The sequence below is a fragment of the Francisella sp. SYW-2 genome, assembly GCF_008711475.1.
GTDB lineage: Bacteria > Pseudomonadota > Gammaproteobacteria > Francisellales > Francisellaceae > Francisella > Francisella salimarina.
The window spans coordinates 77944-93230 of sequence record NZ_VXKO01000005.1; the positions used below are offsets into that span (position 1 = coordinate 77944).

Consider the following 15287-nt stretch of genomic DNA (forward strand, 5'->3'; position numbering starts at 1 on the left):
AATGTAAGCAATTATGTTTTGACTATAGGTTAGCACTCGAGCCACCAATACCTCTTGGCTGATTATTTTGAAAACCACCTTTAGGGCCAGATAACATCATCTGCCTATTTAATGCTCTATCTTCATCACTTATTGATAAATTACTATGAATATTTTTAGGCGCAGGATTAGCTAAATCAGATAAGTTAGGGTTTTCATCATCCGAGTCTTCATTACTCTTTGACTTTTTTTCTTGTTCATTAGCACTTCCCCAGCCCTTTTTAGTACTCATATTACGAGATTTACTACTTGATTCGCCGGGAACTCTCATATCTTCTTCTGTAATACCTAATTGATGTTTCTTAGGCATTTGTGAAGCTTGACTATTTCTCTGGTTGATCATCTGACGCTGAGAATGCAATTGTGTGTCACTTCTAGGATTCAAGTATTCTTGATCATCATTAGCAAAAGAAACAAACGGAGCCATAAAAATAGAACTCAATGCCGATACTAATAAAGTTTTTTTCATATTAACCTCTTATTTATAAATGTTTTGTTATTATGTTTTCCAATTCAACGGTGTCTTTTGCAAATTGTCTAATTCCTTCAGCTAATTTTGTAGTTGCCATAGAATTCTCATTCATTTGCCAACGAAAATCAGATTCTGTAACTTGTGGCACTTGGGTACTAACGTCATTAGAACGTTTTAATTTAACTTCTAAGCTTTCAAAACTATTTTCAAGCTCTTCAAGCAATGCCGGTGATATAGTCAAAGCATCACAACCTGCTAATGCTACCACCTGCTTAGCACTTCTAAAGCTTGCTCCCATCACAATAGTTTTAAAACCACAATCTTTATACAATTGGTATATAGCTCTAACAGAGTTTATACCATCATCATCAACTACAGCAGGAAAATCATCAAGCTTGCTCTGTTGCATTTGCCAATCTGTGATTCTTCCAACAAATGGTGATACTAAGTAAACTCCAGCCTCAGCGCATGCCTGAGCTTGAACCTGGTCAAAAATAAGTGTTAAATTACAATTAATACCTTCTTTTTGTAATAATTTAGCAGCCTTTATACCTTCCCAGGTAGCTGCTATTTTTATCAAAACCCGATCTTTTGAAACTCCGTAAGACTCATATTTTTTAATTATTTTTCTAGCATAATCAATTGTTTCTGCAGAGTTAAAAGATACTCTTGCATCTACTTCACTAGACACCTTCCCATCAATTACATCCAATATTTTTATTCCAAAAGATACTAATATCTCAATAGCAACTTCTTTAAGAAGATCATCTTTTTTCAGCTCAGGATTATTTTGCTTAAATTTATCTATAGTATCTGTAACTAACTTAGAATATTTTGGATCTTTAACAGCTTTTAAAATCAAACTAGGATTTGTAGTAGCATCAACTGGTTTGAATTTTTCAATTAACTCAAAATCACCTGTATCAGCGACTACCATAGTTACTTCTTTAAGCTGTTCTAATAACGATTTTTGCATAGTTATATAATAAGATTTTTATAATTCATTAATAAAGTATACAACTTCGAAAATATTAGTAAATAAAGTAAATATTAATTATTTAAAATTTATTTGCTGTATTTTTCTTCCAACACTTTAAACATTGTTCTAACACCCATCATTTCTCCACCTTTTGGCTTACCTGGAGAGTTAGCAACATTCCAAGCCATTATGTCAAAATGAATCCAAGTAGGAGCATTCTCAACACCCACAAAGTGCTCGATAAAAAGAGCTGCCTTTACAGCTCCTGCAAAAGTTGACAGCTCACAGTGTGATATATCTGCAAACTCAGTATCAAGATTTTTTCTATAACAATCAGCTAACGGGAGTCTCCAAGTCTGATCTTGCTCGATTTCTCCATAATTGTAAACATCTTTTGCAACATCATCATTATTACAGAAAAATGCTGAAATTTTATCACCCACTGCGACTCTTGCAGCTCCTGTTAGAGTTGAAAAGTCTATTAGATATTCAGGATTTTTAGTAGCCTCTTCATGTAGTGGTTCAGCTAAAATCAATCTTCCTTCAGCATCAGTATTAGTAACTTGAACTGTTGTTCCATTTTTCATCTTAATGATATCACTAGGGCGATATGACTTCGCATCTATAGCGTTTTCAACTGTCGGTATTGATAAAGTCAATCTTACTGGAAGATTATGTTTCATAACCATATAAGCAAGACCTATAGCATTTGCAGCACCACCCATATCTTTATGCATCAGCAACATAAACTGAGCTGCTTTTACATCAAGGCCACCTGTATCAAAAGCCACACCTTTACCAACTATAGAAATTTTAGGATGATTATCATTACCCCAATTTAATTTAACTAATCTTGGAGGTCTATGACTAGCCTTACCAACAGTATAAATTCCCATATACCCTTGTTCTTTAAGCTCTTCACCAACAACTTCTTCAATTGTAGCCCCAAACTCTTTAGCAACATTTTTGATAATATTAGAAATATCTTCAGGACCCATATCTTCAGCAGGAGTCGTAATCATATCTCTAACTATATAATTTGCCTCAACTGTTGTTAAAAGGTGAATATAATTCTCTGGTAAGAATAATTTAACATTAATCGGCTGTGATTTAGATTTATATTTTTCAAACTTATAGCTAGCCAATGCAAAGCCAATATAGTAGAGGGATAAATCCCCAACCTCAGAATACTCTATATGATAATTACCTCTAGGTAATTCACTAGTTAGTGCAGCTAAACTGTACATATCTTTTGTAACTATACATACTATTTTCTCGATATTGCCGTTATTACCAGGAATAGCTAGAACTGTTTTTTTGCTTTCAAACAGTTTTACAAAATTTTGAGTTAAACTATCTTGCTTGCAAAGCCAATCTGAGAAATTTGATTTTTTAATTAGGTAAACAGGCTTAGAGTCACTTTCTTGCTGATATAAAAAACACTGTAGTTTAGTTGAAATATACATAATCATAACTCCACATCTTGATTTAGTATTAACCAGTTATTAAAATCCTGAACGGTATTAGAAGTTAAAATACCTGCAGTTTTATACAAGCTCAAAAAGCCCATAATATAATCAAACTCAGTATTATTTAACTGGATAAGAAATTGATAATAATTATTTAAAAGTATAAAGTACTGAGTAATAGTTGTCGTACCTTGATTATATCTTTCTTTATACTTTTCATAAGCTATTTTTGCAGCTGCAACAGATTTACGCAGAGATTCGATTTCTTTCTTTTTAAGCTGAACAAACCTAAAAGCATACATCGCATCATTCTGAGCAACCCTTCCTGTCTGGATCATATCAAACTCAGAGGACTGATAATTATATGCAGCCTTTTTAAGTAGAGCATAATCTGTACCACCAGAAAAAATACTCCAAGTAAGATTAATCCCAAAATAAAAAGCATTTACTGTACCTTTTGATGATAGGAATTTATCGAATACGGGGTTACCCAGCGAACTAACATCATTAAAACCCGGAGAGTATTTAACTTCAAAATTAACTTTAGGCATAAATGAGCTTGTCGCAGATTGATAGTTATAGTAATTACTCTCTTTTGTATGTACAGAGCCTAAATATGATGGGCTACTTCGCATTGTAAGCTCTTCCCAACCTTCTTCAGTATTAGGTGACGGATCCTTAATCTTAAAGTCATTACTATATAAAACAACATCATCATCATTATTAGTAAACTTACGCAACTCTGCTCGGGCAACTTTTTCTTCTCGTTTAGCTGCTGCATAAGTAGCTTCAGCAATATAGTAGTTCGCTTTTACTGTTTCATAATCAGCAATATCGGCTGTACCCGCTTTAAATTTACTTTCTAATTCATTTAAGCTTTGTTTATTTGATTTTAAGTTATACGAAGTATACTCAACATTTTTTATTGTTTTGGCTAAATTAAAATAAGCATAACTTGTATCATATAAGAACTGCTGATAATTAGTTCTATAATCCTGTTGAGCAAACTGTGCTGTTTCTTGTGCTGATTGAAGATCCTTATAAGCTCCGTAATCATATAATGGCTGAGTTAGTGAAATATTTCCCTGGATAGAATCGAAACGCCCACCAGCAATATCCCCATCTGCCATAGTTTCTTGATCTATAATGTTTGTTGCTTTAATAGATCCTCCAATATCTATCCTAGGTAATAATCTACCTAGTTGAATCGCTGGATCCATCTGCCTGGAGTTTAACTGAAAGCCAATAAACTTGTATTGTGGTGAATTTTGTATAGATTGTTTTACTGTATCTGTATAATCAGCAATAGTATTAGCTACAGAACTAACACAAAAGCCAAATATTCCAAAAGATATTAATAAGTGTCTATACAGCCTTTTCAAAACCAAACTCTACTGTCTTATATTATTTATGATATATTGTTCTAAGTTACTTAGAGCCTCATCAATGTTAGCAGAGTTGTTCCCTCCACCTTGAGCCATATCTGGACGACCACCGCCTTTACCATCTATATACCCACTAAACTCCTTAGCTATATCTCCAGCCTTGATTAATGATGTAATAGATTTACTCACTCCGATCACAAATTGCACTTTATCAGCATTTATAGTACTCAACACTGAAACTATCTTATCATTTTTAGATTTATAATCATCAATCTTTTCTCTCAAAGTCTTAATATCTACTTCTTTCAAATTAGCTACTACAACTTTAATGTCACCAATTATAGATTCTTTAATATCATTACTTGTTCCAGATAGTAGGTCTTTTTTAAGCTTTGTGATTTCTTTTTCTTGTTTTTTTAACTGCTCTAACAATGATTGTAGCTTTTCTAATAAGTTAGCATCATTTGATTTGATAGCTTCTTTCACAGCTGTCAACTTATTTTCATAAGTAAATGTATGTTTTATAGCCTTATCTGCGGTAATAGCCTCTATTCTTCTAATACCAGATGCAATACCACTTTCTGACACTATTTTGAATAATCCAATATCTCCAGTATATGCAACATGAGTTCCTCCACAAAGCTCAATAGAAAAATCTCCCATTGAAATTACTCTTACTATATCTCCATATTTCTCACCAAACAGAGCCTCTGCTCCTAGTGATTTAGCTTTTTCTTGTGATGTCTCAATAGTAGCCACAGGATAGTTCGCTCTAATTTGCTGATTAACTAAAATTTCAATTTGTTCAATTTCAGCACGAGATATGGCCTTATCATGAGTAAAATCAAACCTTAACTTACCATCGTCAACAAGTGAGCCTTTTTGTTCAGCATGATCACCTAGAACAACTTTTAAAGCCTTATGCAGCAGATGTGTCGCACTATGATTAGCAGCAGTTGCAAGCCGTCTCAAATCATTAACTCTTGCAGAAACTTCATCACTAGTGTTTAAAACTCCTTTAGCCAATTTACCGATGTGTAGAACTGCTTCACCAGACTTTTGGACATCATCAACTATAAATTCAACACCTACACCCTCTAATATGCCTTTATCACCAACCTGTCCACCTGCTTCAGCGTAAAAAGGTGTTTTATCAAGGACAATAACTGCCGAAGATCCATTACTAATAGTATTTACCTGTTGTCCATCTTGGAATATCTCTAGCACTTTAGCATCTTCAAATAACGTTGAATAACCTTTAAACTCTGATTTTACTTGTGAATTAATAGTATTATTATAATCAATATTAAATTTACCAGCCTCTTTTGACCTTTGTTTTTGTTGTTGCATTTGCTTTTTAAATGCTTCTTCATCAACTTTCAAACCTTTTTCCCTTGCCATATCTGCAGTCAAGTCAAAAGGGAAACCATAAGTATCATAGAGCTTAAATGCTATTTCACCAGAAATAATATCCCCTTTTAATCCAGATACTTCTGCATCAAAAATTTTAATACCATTTTCAATTGTTTTTAAAAATAGTTCTTCTTCTTTGATAAGAGTCTTTTCAATAAGCTCTCTCTTATCTATTAGCTGAGGATATGCCTCACCCATTTGATTAATAAGCTCTGCCACTAACTTGTAAAAGAATATATCCTTAGCGCCAAGCTTATTACCATGACGAATTGCTCTACGAATAATTCTTCTTAAAACATATCCTCTACCTTCATTTGATGGTAAAACACCATCTGCAATTAAAAAAGCACATGAACGTATATGATCTGCAACCACTTTTAAGGATGGTGAACTTGTATCACACGCATTAGTAACTTCTTGGGCTTTTTTAATTAGCGCCTGAAATAAATCTATGTCGTAATTACTATGAACATCTTGTAGTACTGCTGCGATCCTCTCTAACCCCATACCAGTATCGACAGATGGTTTAGGTAAATCAGTAGCTGTACCATCAGCATGGCGATTATATTGCATAAACACTATATTCCAGATTTCAATATATCTATCTCCATCTTCTTCAGGTGTACCAGGTAAGCCTCCTGCTACATCTTCACCATGATCATAGAAGATTTCAGTACAAGGACCACACGGGCCTGTATCTCCCATAGACCAAAAATTATCATTTGAGTCTATTCGTATGATTCTTTCTTTTGGTAAACCAATATGATTATGCCACACATCAAATGCTTCATCATCTGTAACATATATAGTCACCCATAGTTTTTCCGCAGGTAGTTTAATTTCTTTAGTTAGAAACTCCCAAGCAAAACTAATAGCATCTTTTTTAAAATAATCACCAAAACTAAAATTACCAAGCATCTCAAAAAAAGTATGATGTCTAGCTGTATAACCAACATTATCTAAATCATTATGTTTACCACCAGCTCTGAGACATTTCTGAACTGTTACAGCTCGAGAAAAATCTCTCTTTTCTAACCCCAAAAATACATCTTTAAATTGCACCATACCTGCATTTGTAAATAACAACGTATCATCCCCAAATGGTATTAAAGATGAGCTTGGCTGATGTGAGTGATTCTTAGACTCAAAATAGTTGATAAATTTAGTACGTAATTCTTTAGTAGAAATCATAGTTTACCTTCCAGTAGATAGCGCCTACAGATATTTAAATTAAATTCAAAACAGCTAGTATTATAAACTATTTTGGTAAACAAAATAAACTCTACCAATCGCATTTGGATATAATTAAGTATATAATCGTAAATAAGTTGTTATTTTCATGTAAGTTTTAAAATGAAAAAGAAGTTATTTATCTTCACAATAATAGTAGGTCTAATAATAGCTGTTTCAGGTATTACTTATTATTTTCACTATCAGTCTGAGCTAGAGGAAAAAGCTGCTGAAGCAGAAAAAGAAGCTCAAATGCCAAAACCACATGATTACTGCTTGATAACATATTTAGAGTCATCTGATAACGGTAAAACCTGGCACAAAACTAATGTTACCACAGGTAAAAAAGCAATGTTTAAAGCACAGTGTTGGAAGAAATATATTCAAATTCTTGATGGCTTTTCGGCTAGCATTGATAAGAATGGCCAGTGGTGTAACAAGATAGATGACAACAAAATCATAGCTCATCCAGCTATGTATTTCTCAGACCAACCTTTTGAATCTAAAGATGATTTAGCACCGAAAGTTGACACTCCAAATGAATCTTTACAAGATAAATCTAATTAATTCTCTTTTGATAGTTTTTCATAGTATCGTCTGAAGATCTTGTTAGAAGACTTTCTTTCATTATCATTTATATTTTCTAAATGTAATTGACAGTCTTTCAGATTACCTTCATATAGAAATCTCAAGCTATTTTTACATTTCAAATCCTTTGGGTATGTATTTTTTTTGATTTCATACCACGATGACAAACGACTAATATCATCAGAGGATACTATAAAGAGGTGTTTTTTAACTCGTGTAATTGCCACATAGAACAATCTTCGTTCTTCTTCAATTGTCTCATCACTAATTTTAGAGTTCTTTTCTCCAAAAAAACCTCCTTCTGTAGCATCATGAACAACAACATAATCCCACTCTAAACCTTTGGCTCTATGCATTGACATGATCTGGATCTGATTCGGATCATTTTCGCCCTGCTGATTTGATTTTATGTATAGCTCATATAAAAGTTCAATAAATTCTGACAATGAACTTTTCTTACCTTTAGCAAAACTACTCATTCCATCTATAATTTGTAATTTAGATTTGCTTGAGTGCGTCTCTCCAGAAACTTTAGAAATTTGTTTTTCGAGATCTAGAGTTTCTAATATAAAATTTATAGCTCTCTCAGACTTTTTAATCCGAGTATTATTAAAAATAGCTCTCCAACTAGCTGATACTGCTAATATATTTTTCTCTTTAAATGGTTTATCAACTGTTTTGGTGAGTTCTGAAATTATATTCATGCTAGCTGAAATATCTTGTGCTATTTTATTTGCTAAATTTTGTTTAGCATCTTTTTTGAGATATAGTGATGGATAGTCAAGCATAGATTTAATAAAATCGACTCTTTGCTCAACACTATGCTTTGCAAATCCTTTAGCTTTGTTAAATAACATCAAATAACCATATATGGCTTTAAATAGGTTTTCACTAAAAATATTTTTATCCGCAATGACATTGTAAGCTAGATCATGATAAAGACAACTTAATTCAAACACTGTTGTTGAGTTATATTTACGCACAAGAATTGCTATATCGCTAGCTTTAACACCACTATCAATCAATGCTTTAAGTTTAAGGACAACTTTATCACTACTATCAAGAATACTAATATCAGTTGTTTTATATAGTTTTGGATATGTTATACATAAATTATCATGACGTTTTTTATTATTAGTTATAATATTATTTGCCATCAAAGATACTAAATCCCCATATCTAAACGTATATGAAAGACTATACTGCTTTACATCCTTAAAATCTTTTTTGAAACCCTCTAACATATAATACGGAGTAGAGCCTCGCCACTGATATATAGTCTGATCAACATCTCCTACAGCCATAATATAGGTATTCTGCCCAACCAAACACTTTAAAAAAAACTGTTGAGCCTGATTAATATCCTGATACTCATCTATAATTATGTGAGAGTATAAACTACTAGCCTGAGTAACACTATTTTTATCTTTTTCAAACAGCTTAGCTGGAAGATATATCATATCATCATAAGTTATGGCTTGCTGAATCTCACACTCTTTAAGAAATTCTGAGAACACCTTATCTAAAAGTTTCTTCTCTTTAGCATTAAGATCATTGATTTTCTTATTGCTGAGAGATAAATCTGATTTCAATAATGAAATATACTCTTTAAATACCTCTACTCTCTCACTATCAACTTCTTTAGTTATTTTAAATTCTTTTTGGTGCAGTTTAAGTAACTTTAGAATTATTGTATCAACCTCATATTCTTTGAGGATTTTATTTACTTTGACATACCCTGCTTTTGCGAAAGCTTGTAAAAAACTATTTCCCAAAGAATGCATTGTTCTGACATTAATTAATCTTGCAATATCAGCTTTAATGACTTTTCTAAGTCTCTCTGCAAAATCAAGTTGAGCTGATTTGTTATACATTAGAACCAATATCCTGTTAGGTGGAACATTATTACTAATCAGATACTCAATCCTGGCTATTAAGGTTTGAGTCTTTCCACTGCCTGCGACTGCAGAGACTAAGGCATGCTTATTCAAATCATGGGTAATGATTTTTTGTTGTTCAGCTGTATATTTCATTTATGAATTTAGTCTTACTTACTTTCTGATGAGTCTTTAGCAAATAATCGTGTAACAAGATACATTATGGTTAAACTAGCTTCTTTAATAATAGTGACAACTATTTGAGCTACTTTTAGAATACTTACTCCTAAATATTTAAAGTAATTGATTATATTTACTTTTGCTTTGTTATCTTTAATAAACTTAAAAGGTGTAAATACAAACAGAGTAATTCCTATCATTACAATATATGAAAATATTGTTCCTAACTTTTGTTCATACCATTGAGCAAATCTATAGAATAAAACCAAAACTATTACAGTCAAAATTACTAAAAGTATGAATAGAAATAAATTCTTTTTCTTCATCTTTGATCCTCTGAAACTATTTGTTTATATAATGATATCATTATTTAAACTAACTTATGGTATAATCTTAGGCTAAATTTATAAACAATAATTAAATCAAATTCATGACTACTGATCAAAGACTACAGATTATTCTAGATGCTCTAGATGATTTAAAAGGCCAAAACATTCAAGCAATTGATGTAGAGCACCTTACTGACATGATGGATAAAATAGTGATCGCTACAGCATCATCAACGACTCACGCCAAATCACTTGCAAGAAATCTAGAACAAGAACTTAAAAACAATAAAGTATCAATACTAGGTGTTGAAGGCGACAATAAATCTGACTGGGTTTTGGTCGATATTGGCGATATTGTTGTACATGTAATGCTTGAAGAAACTAGAGAATTATATGCACTAGAAAAGCTTTGGGATATTCAGCGTAAAGAAGACTAATAATGAAGCTAAAGCTTTCTCTAGAGCAGTGGCAACAAGTACAAAAATTTGCTACTACAAATCTTGGTTTATCATCCATTTCTAAATCTGATTGCGACTTATCTGAATATATTCCTCATTATAATAAATGGATAGAAAACAACTATCAGGCCGATCTTGAATATATGACCAAACATGGTTCAAAAAGATTTGTACCAGATGAACTAGTCCCTGGAACTAATAGTGTAATTGTTGCTACATTAAACTACCTCAATAGACCCGTAACTATTAAAAATGAAGTCAAAAGACTAAGATCACAAACTAACATTGCAGAAATCTCGATATATGCTCATGGTAGAGATTATCATAAAGTAATGAAAAAAAAACTTCAAAAACTCGGAGAATATATAGACGATCTTACAGGTGGCCATCAATTTAGAGTTTTTACAGATAGTGCCCCAGTCTTAGAACGCCCACTAGCCGAAAAAGCAGGTTTGGGCTGGCAAGGCAAGAGTTCTATGCTCATGAATAAGTTACAAGGTTCATTTTTTTTCATCGGTGTTATTTATAGTAATCTTGATCTGTCAGACTTACCTAACTTACCAAAGCATCAAGATTCTTGTGGCAAATGCCAAGCATGTATCAAATTATGTCCAACTGGAGCAATTCAGCATGGTAAAATGATTGATTCACGAAAGTGTATCTCATATCTAACAATAGAAAACAAAGGGCCTATACCTCTAGAGCTTCGAGATAAAATTGGCACAAGAATATACGGTTGCGATGACTGCCAATTAGTCTGCCCTTTTAACAATAATGCTCCAGTAACTACAGAAAAAGACTTCCAACAGCGAGATTTTTTAATAAACAAGCCACTTCTTGAACTATTCTCATGGTCTAAAAAAGATTTTGATAAATATACACAAGGTTCGGCAATTAGAAGAATTGGTTATGATGCTTGGATAAGGAATATAGCAGTTGGTATTGGAAATTCACCATATAAGCAAGAAAATATACTATCATTAGAAAATAAGAAAAATGAATTTATAGACAATAAAATCATTTTAGAACATATTGAGTGGGCATTAAATAAACAAATTAAGCTAAGTAAAATAGATAAAAGATTGTGATTTACAACCGGTTTGTTAGAATAACTTAGGATAGACATTTCCAAAACTACAGGAGAAACTAAATAATGAAATTAACTAAAACTCTACTTATAGCACCATTAGTTGCTGGTTCACTTATTGGTGGCGCTTTTGCAGCTGCAGATAATCAGGATGATCTTAGCTACTCAGTTGGCTACACTATGGGCCAAGCATTGAAAACTCAAATGGACCAAAACAATATTACTACTGACAACCAAGAAGTTGTTAGTGGTCTAAAAGATGGTATTTCTGGAGGTAAATCTAAGCTTACTCCAGATCAAATGCAAAATGCAATGTTGCAATTCCAACAACAAGCCGTTGCTGCTCAGAAGAAATAATTAAGGGAGTTAATTATAATGACTAAAAAGAAACTATTAAAAGCTTTAGCTGTAGCTGCAATAGCAACAAGCTTAGTTGCATGTTCTGATAGCTCAAGTAAAGATAAGTCTACTACTGATGCTGCTACAAACTCTGGATCTTCAGTTGCTACTCCGACTGCTGACGTTGCAACACAGAATACAGACACTATTACTAAAAATGCTAGTTATACTATCGGATATGGTATGGGTGCTACTGTAGAAGCTGATAAAAATGTAAAATCATACAACCTTAACGATGACAAAATTGTTGAGGGCTTCTCTGATGCTCTAAATGCGAAAAAACCTGCTATCTCTCCTGAAGAAATAGCAAAAAATATGGAAACTCTACGTAACAAAGTACAGCAAAAAATGAGTGAAGAAAGAGTTTCTAGCTTCTTAAAGGTTAGAGATAGTATTTATGGATCTGATCTTACACCGAAATCTGATGTTAAAAATCCGAAAGTGGTTGTATATGAGTTCTTTGACTATCAGTGTATGTATTGTTCGAAACTTGCTCCACAAATAGAAAAAATAATGCAAGATAATAGCAATGTACAAATCGTTTTTGCAGAATTCCCAATATTTGGTGAAAGAGCTCCAGCTTCTGAATACGCTGCCGAAGTAGGTACTGCTATATATAAACTGTATGGTGCTGATGCTTATGTGAAATACCATAACGGTATCTTCGCTACAGGTGAGGATGAAGGTAAACTCAAAAACTCTACTGTAGACAAAGTAGCTACTCAGTCAGGTGCTGATCTTGCTAAAGTCAAAAAAGCAATCAAAGATGATAAGATTGCAGATCATCTAAAAGATACTTTGAAATTAGGTTTTGAGGATCTTGGTATTCAAGGAACTCCATTCTTAGTAATCGCTCCAGCAACTAATGCTAATGCTGATAATACAACTGTGATAGGTGGCTACACAGGTGCTAGCGATATTCAGTCAGCGATTGACAAAGCAAAATCAACAACTACTAATGCGACGGTCACAGACAATACATCGGCTCCTAGCACGGCTACAACTAGTAGTGATACAAATACTACTCAACCAAGCCTAACTGAAGCTCCTGTTACAGATTCAGGCAGTTCTGTTGCAGCCAATCAACCTAGCAGTTCAGATGATAATGTTGAAGCTTAATTAGTATCTATACTTACTCTAATCATTTCTTTATTATTCATGGCACTTAATTACTAAATATTGCCTAATTTATCTGATAAGATATATCATCAAAATTAGTAAAAATAATTCTTATGTTAAAAATTAGAAAAGGTAGTAAGTATCTTGTTTTCTTTGTCGTAATCTTTGTGGCTCTACCGCCCTTTGCCATAGATGCTTATATCCCAGCTTTTGGTAATATAGGTAACTTCTTTAATGTTGATGTAAATAAACTTGCTATTACCATCTCTACATACTTTATAGGTTTTGGTGTAGGTATGTTTTTCTGGGGCGCGTTATCAGATAGCTTTGGTCGTAAGAAGATACTTATTATCGGTATGATTATCTACATTGCAAGTACTATCTTATGCTCATTTACACATAGTTTTGATACTTTGATATTCATGAGATTTTTACAAGGTCTTGGAGATTCTCCAGCATCTGTTGCAGCTATGGCAATATTAAAAGACTGTTATAGAGGTCAAAAACTAGTCAAGACTGTAGCAACAATGGTGATGATATTTATGATTGCTCCAATAGTTGCTCCTATAATAGGTAGTATTATCATTTATACAACTGGAAGATGGCAAGATATCTTCCACTTCCTAACTATCTATGGTGTTGTTTTATTAGTTATAACATTGATTATGCCAGAAACACTCCCTACACATAAGCGCTCTAAGAGTTTAGCTAGAAGTTTTAAAGTATATATCATTCACATGGCTAACTTACCATTTGTTGTCGGAGCTCTGACAGGAGCTTTATGTTTTGGCGCATTATTTAGCTTTATTAGCACATCATCAAATTTGATAATTGAATATTATCACCTTGGGTATACTCAATATTGCATATTATTTGCATTAAATATGTTTGGCATAATATTTGCAGGCAGCTTTATCAAGAGAAAACAGACAATACATAATCAAAAAAATCTTATTGTAACTGGATATTATTTAGCCATAACAGTAATATCGCTTAACATATTAAACTCATACTTATTTAATAATATCTATATATTTATCATATTAAATGCTTTAGCAACAGGATGCTTTGCTTTAGTAAATATTATTACTACATCAAAAGCTCTTGATATTCTTAAAGAAGGTTATGCTGCCGGCAATGCGATAATTAGACTAGTAAAATTTATGGTTGCTGCCTTAGCAGGGTTTTTCTTAAGCTTTATATCAATATCAAAACTAATGATTGGTATCCCAGCTCAACAACTCGCATTTATTGTAATTTCAATTATTATCTTTATGAGCATTAAAAACAGACTTTTTCCAGAAGAAAAATCTTTTATTTAAAATATTTTTTTGCGTGCATGACAGTATGGAAGAGAACCTTGCTTCATATAATAGTCTAGATGATATTCTTCAGCCACATAATACGGCTTAGCTTCTCTAACATCTGTAACAACCTTATATCCTTTATCAATAAGCTCAGACTTTATGCTTTCAGCTATCTCTTTCTGCTCCTCATTATAGTAAAATATTGCTGATTTATATTGCTCCCCAATATCTGGACCTTGACCATCAGCTTGCTCAAAATCATGTATTTCAAAAAAATATTTTAGAACTTCTTCTAGTGATATTTTTTCTTTCTCAAAAATTATTCTGACAACTTCTAAATATCCAGTATTTCCTGCACAAACTTTTTTATAATCTGGGTTTGGCTGGTCTCCACCACAATATCCTGATTCAGCAAATACAACGCCTTTGAGTTTTTTCATGTAATATTCCACACCCCAAAAACAGCCTGCTGCTACGATAATTTCTTCAGTTTCACCTAAATTTTCTGCTGCAACAAAATCTACAGATGCTGAGTTGACACAGTAACGCGTATTTAGTTTAGTATATCCTTCTCCATGAAATATATGTCCCAGGTGGCCATCACATTTATTACACAGAATTTCTGTCCTTCTGCCATCAGCATCTGGTAACTCTTTTACATTATTATCAATATGTATATCATAACTAGGCCACCCACATGTTGAAATAAATTTACTATCAGCCTTGAATAATGGTGTACCACAATTACGACAGATGTACGTACCTGCTAGATCTAAATCATTGTACCTTCCTGTGAAAGGATGCTCCGTAGCTTTATTAATTATAATTTCATATTGTTCTGGTGTTAAACTTTTAGTTTTTAACATTATAAGACCTCTAGCTATTAAATATTGTTAATAATTATCATATAAACTCAAAAAAATGTATATTCTAATCTACAATATTTATATGATATT

General features: G+C 32.7%; 14 protein-coding genes. 6 read left to right on the forward strand and 8 right to left on the reverse strand.

Features of this window, described 5'->3' with window-relative positions:
* Positions 1-22 precede the first annotated feature (22 nt).
* The 5 genes from F3D57_RS03155 to alaS all read right to left on the reverse strand — a co-directional run bounded on the left by F3D57_RS03155 (position 23) and on the right by alaS (position 6948).
* Positions 23-508, reverse strand: coding sequence for a hypothetical protein (locus F3D57_RS03155; RefSeq protein WP_146421315.1), 486 nt, complete (start codon positions 506-508; stop codon positions 23-25).
* Between the two features lie 13 nt (positions 509-521).
* Entirely contained in the window at positions 522-1487 is a 966-nt protein-coding gene (tal, locus tag F3D57_RS03160; RefSeq protein WP_150465163.1) for a transaldolase, read from the reverse strand.
* A gap of 89 nt (positions 1488-1576) precedes the next feature.
* A complete protein-coding gene (locus F3D57_RS03165; RefSeq protein WP_150465192.1) occupies positions 1577-2956 on the reverse strand; it encodes a M17 family metallopeptidase in 1380 nt (459 codons plus the stop codon).
* Positions 2957-2958: 2 nt separating this feature from the next.
* Positions 2959-4341 carry a TolC family protein gene (locus tag F3D57_RS03170; RefSeq protein WP_150465164.1) on the reverse strand — a complete coding sequence of 461 codons (1383 nt, stop codon included), beginning with the start codon at positions 4339-4341 and terminating at the stop codon, positions 2959-2961.
* 9 nt (positions 4342-4350) lie between these two features.
* Positions 4351-6948, reverse strand: coding sequence for an alanine--tRNA ligase (alaS, locus tag F3D57_RS03175; RefSeq protein WP_150465165.1), 2598 nt, complete (start codon positions 6946-6948; stop codon positions 4351-4353).
* A gap of 162 nt (positions 6949-7110) precedes the next feature.
* Between alaS and F3D57_RS03180 the strand changes: the two genes are divergently transcribed.
* Entirely contained in the window at positions 7111-7554 is a 444-nt protein-coding gene (locus F3D57_RS03180; RefSeq protein ID WP_013923210.1) for a hypothetical protein, read from the forward strand.
* On the opposite strand, the gene F3D57_RS03185 is transcribed toward F3D57_RS03180, so the two are convergent.
* Both F3D57_RS03185 and F3D57_RS03190 read right to left on the reverse strand, forming a co-directional pair.
* Entirely contained in the window at positions 7551-9608 is a 2058-nt protein-coding gene (locus F3D57_RS03185) for an ATP-dependent helicase (RefSeq protein WP_150465166.1), read from the reverse strand. The two genes, F3D57_RS03180 and F3D57_RS03185, sit on opposite strands and share 4 nt — an antisense overlap.
* Before the next feature lie 14 nt (positions 9609-9622).
* Entirely contained in the window at positions 9623-9958 is a 336-nt protein-coding gene (locus F3D57_RS03190) for a hypothetical protein (RefSeq protein ID WP_013923212.1), read from the reverse strand.
* A 104-nt stretch (positions 9959-10062) separates the two neighbouring features.
* Between F3D57_RS03190 and rsfS the strand changes: the two genes are divergently transcribed.
* The 5 genes from rsfS to F3D57_RS03215 all read left to right on the forward strand — a co-directional run bounded on the left by rsfS (position 10063) and on the right by F3D57_RS03215 (position 14346).
* Complete coding sequence (gene rsfS, locus F3D57_RS03195) at positions 10063-10398, forward strand: ribosome silencing factor (protein ID WP_146421309.1); 336 nt, start codon at positions 10063-10065, stop codon at positions 10396-10398.
* A 2-nt stretch (positions 10399-10400) separates the two neighbouring features.
* Complete coding sequence (gene queG / locus F3D57_RS03200) at positions 10401-11507, forward strand: tRNA epoxyqueuosine(34) reductase QueG (RefSeq protein ID WP_150465167.1); 1107 nt, start codon at positions 10401-10403, stop codon at positions 11505-11507.
* Positions 11508-11572: 65 nt separating this feature from the next.
* The gene (locus F3D57_RS03205; RefSeq protein WP_149368185.1) at positions 11573-11863 is read left to right on the forward strand and encodes an FKBP-type peptidyl-prolyl cis-trans isomerase N-terminal domain-containing protein; all 291 of its coding nucleotides are present in this window, start codon (positions 11573-11575) and stop codon (positions 11861-11863) included.
* Between the two features lie 18 nt (positions 11864-11881).
* Positions 11882-13024 carry a DsbA family protein gene (locus F3D57_RS03210; protein ID WP_150465168.1) on the forward strand — a complete coding sequence of 381 codons (1143 nt, stop codon included), beginning with the start codon at positions 11882-11884 and terminating at the stop codon, positions 13022-13024.
* A 113-nt stretch (positions 13025-13137) separates the two neighbouring features.
* Positions 13138-14346: a multidrug effflux MFS transporter gene (locus F3D57_RS03215; protein ID WP_150465169.1), complete on the forward strand. Its 1209-nt coding sequence runs from the start codon at positions 13138-13140 to the stop codon at positions 14344-14346.
* Here F3D57_RS03215 and F3D57_RS03220 read toward each other — a convergent pair.
* On the reverse strand, positions 14343-15197 hold the full coding sequence (locus F3D57_RS03220; protein WP_150465170.1) for a bifunctional methionine sulfoxide reductase B/A protein: 855 nt from the start codon (positions 15195-15197) through the stop codon (positions 14343-14345). The two genes, F3D57_RS03215 and F3D57_RS03220, sit on opposite strands and share 4 nt — an antisense overlap.
* Positions 15198-15287 lie beyond the last annotated feature (90 nt).

What these genes read in the sequence shown, in the direction of transcription:
- F3D57_RS03185 (WP_150465166.1), bottom strand. Translation starts at nt 9,608, where the DNA reads ATGAAATATACAGCTGAACAACAAAAAATCATTACCCATGATTTGAAT.
- F3D57_RS03180 (WP_013923210.1), top strand. Translation starts at nt 7,111, where the DNA reads ATGAAAAAGAAGTTATTTATCTTCACAATAATAGTAGGTCTAATAATA.
- tal (WP_150465163.1), bottom strand. Translation starts at nt 1,487, where the DNA reads ATGCAAAAATCGTTATTAGAACAGCTTAAAGAAGTAACTATGGTAGTC.
- queG (WP_150465167.1), top strand. Translation starts at nt 10,401, where the DNA reads ATGAAGCTAAAGCTTTCTCTAGAGCAGTGGCAACAAGTACAAAAATTT.
- alaS (WP_150465165.1), bottom strand. Translation starts at nt 6,948, where the DNA reads ATGATTTCTACTAAAGAATTACGTACTAAATTTATCAACTATTTTGAG.
- F3D57_RS03220 (WP_150465170.1), bottom strand. Translation starts at nt 15,197, where the DNA reads ATGTTAAAAACTAAAAGTTTAACACCAGAACAATATGAAATTATAATT.
- rsfS (WP_146421309.1), top strand. Translation starts at nt 10,063, where the DNA reads ATGACTACTGATCAAAGACTACAGATTATTCTAGATGCTCTAGATGAT.
- F3D57_RS03205 (WP_149368185.1), top strand. Translation starts at nt 11,573, where the DNA reads ATGAAATTAACTAAAACTCTACTTATAGCACCATTAGTTGCTGGTTCA.
- F3D57_RS03155 (WP_146421315.1), bottom strand. Translation starts at nt 508, where the DNA reads ATGAAAAAAACTTTATTAGTATCGGCATTGAGTTCTATTTTTATGGCT.
- F3D57_RS03165 (WP_150465192.1), bottom strand. Translation starts at nt 2,956, where the DNA reads ATGTATATTTCAACTAAACTACAGTGTTTTTTATATCAGCAAGAAAGT.
- F3D57_RS03190 (WP_013923212.1), bottom strand. Translation starts at nt 9,958, where the DNA reads ATGAAGAAAAAGAATTTATTTCTATTCATACTTTTAGTAATTTTGACT.
- F3D57_RS03210 (WP_150465168.1), top strand. Translation starts at nt 11,882, where the DNA reads ATGACTAAAAAGAAACTATTAAAAGCTTTAGCTGTAGCTGCAATAGCA.
- F3D57_RS03215 (WP_150465169.1), top strand. Translation starts at nt 13,138, where the DNA reads ATGTTAAAAATTAGAAAAGGTAGTAAGTATCTTGTTTTCTTTGTCGTA.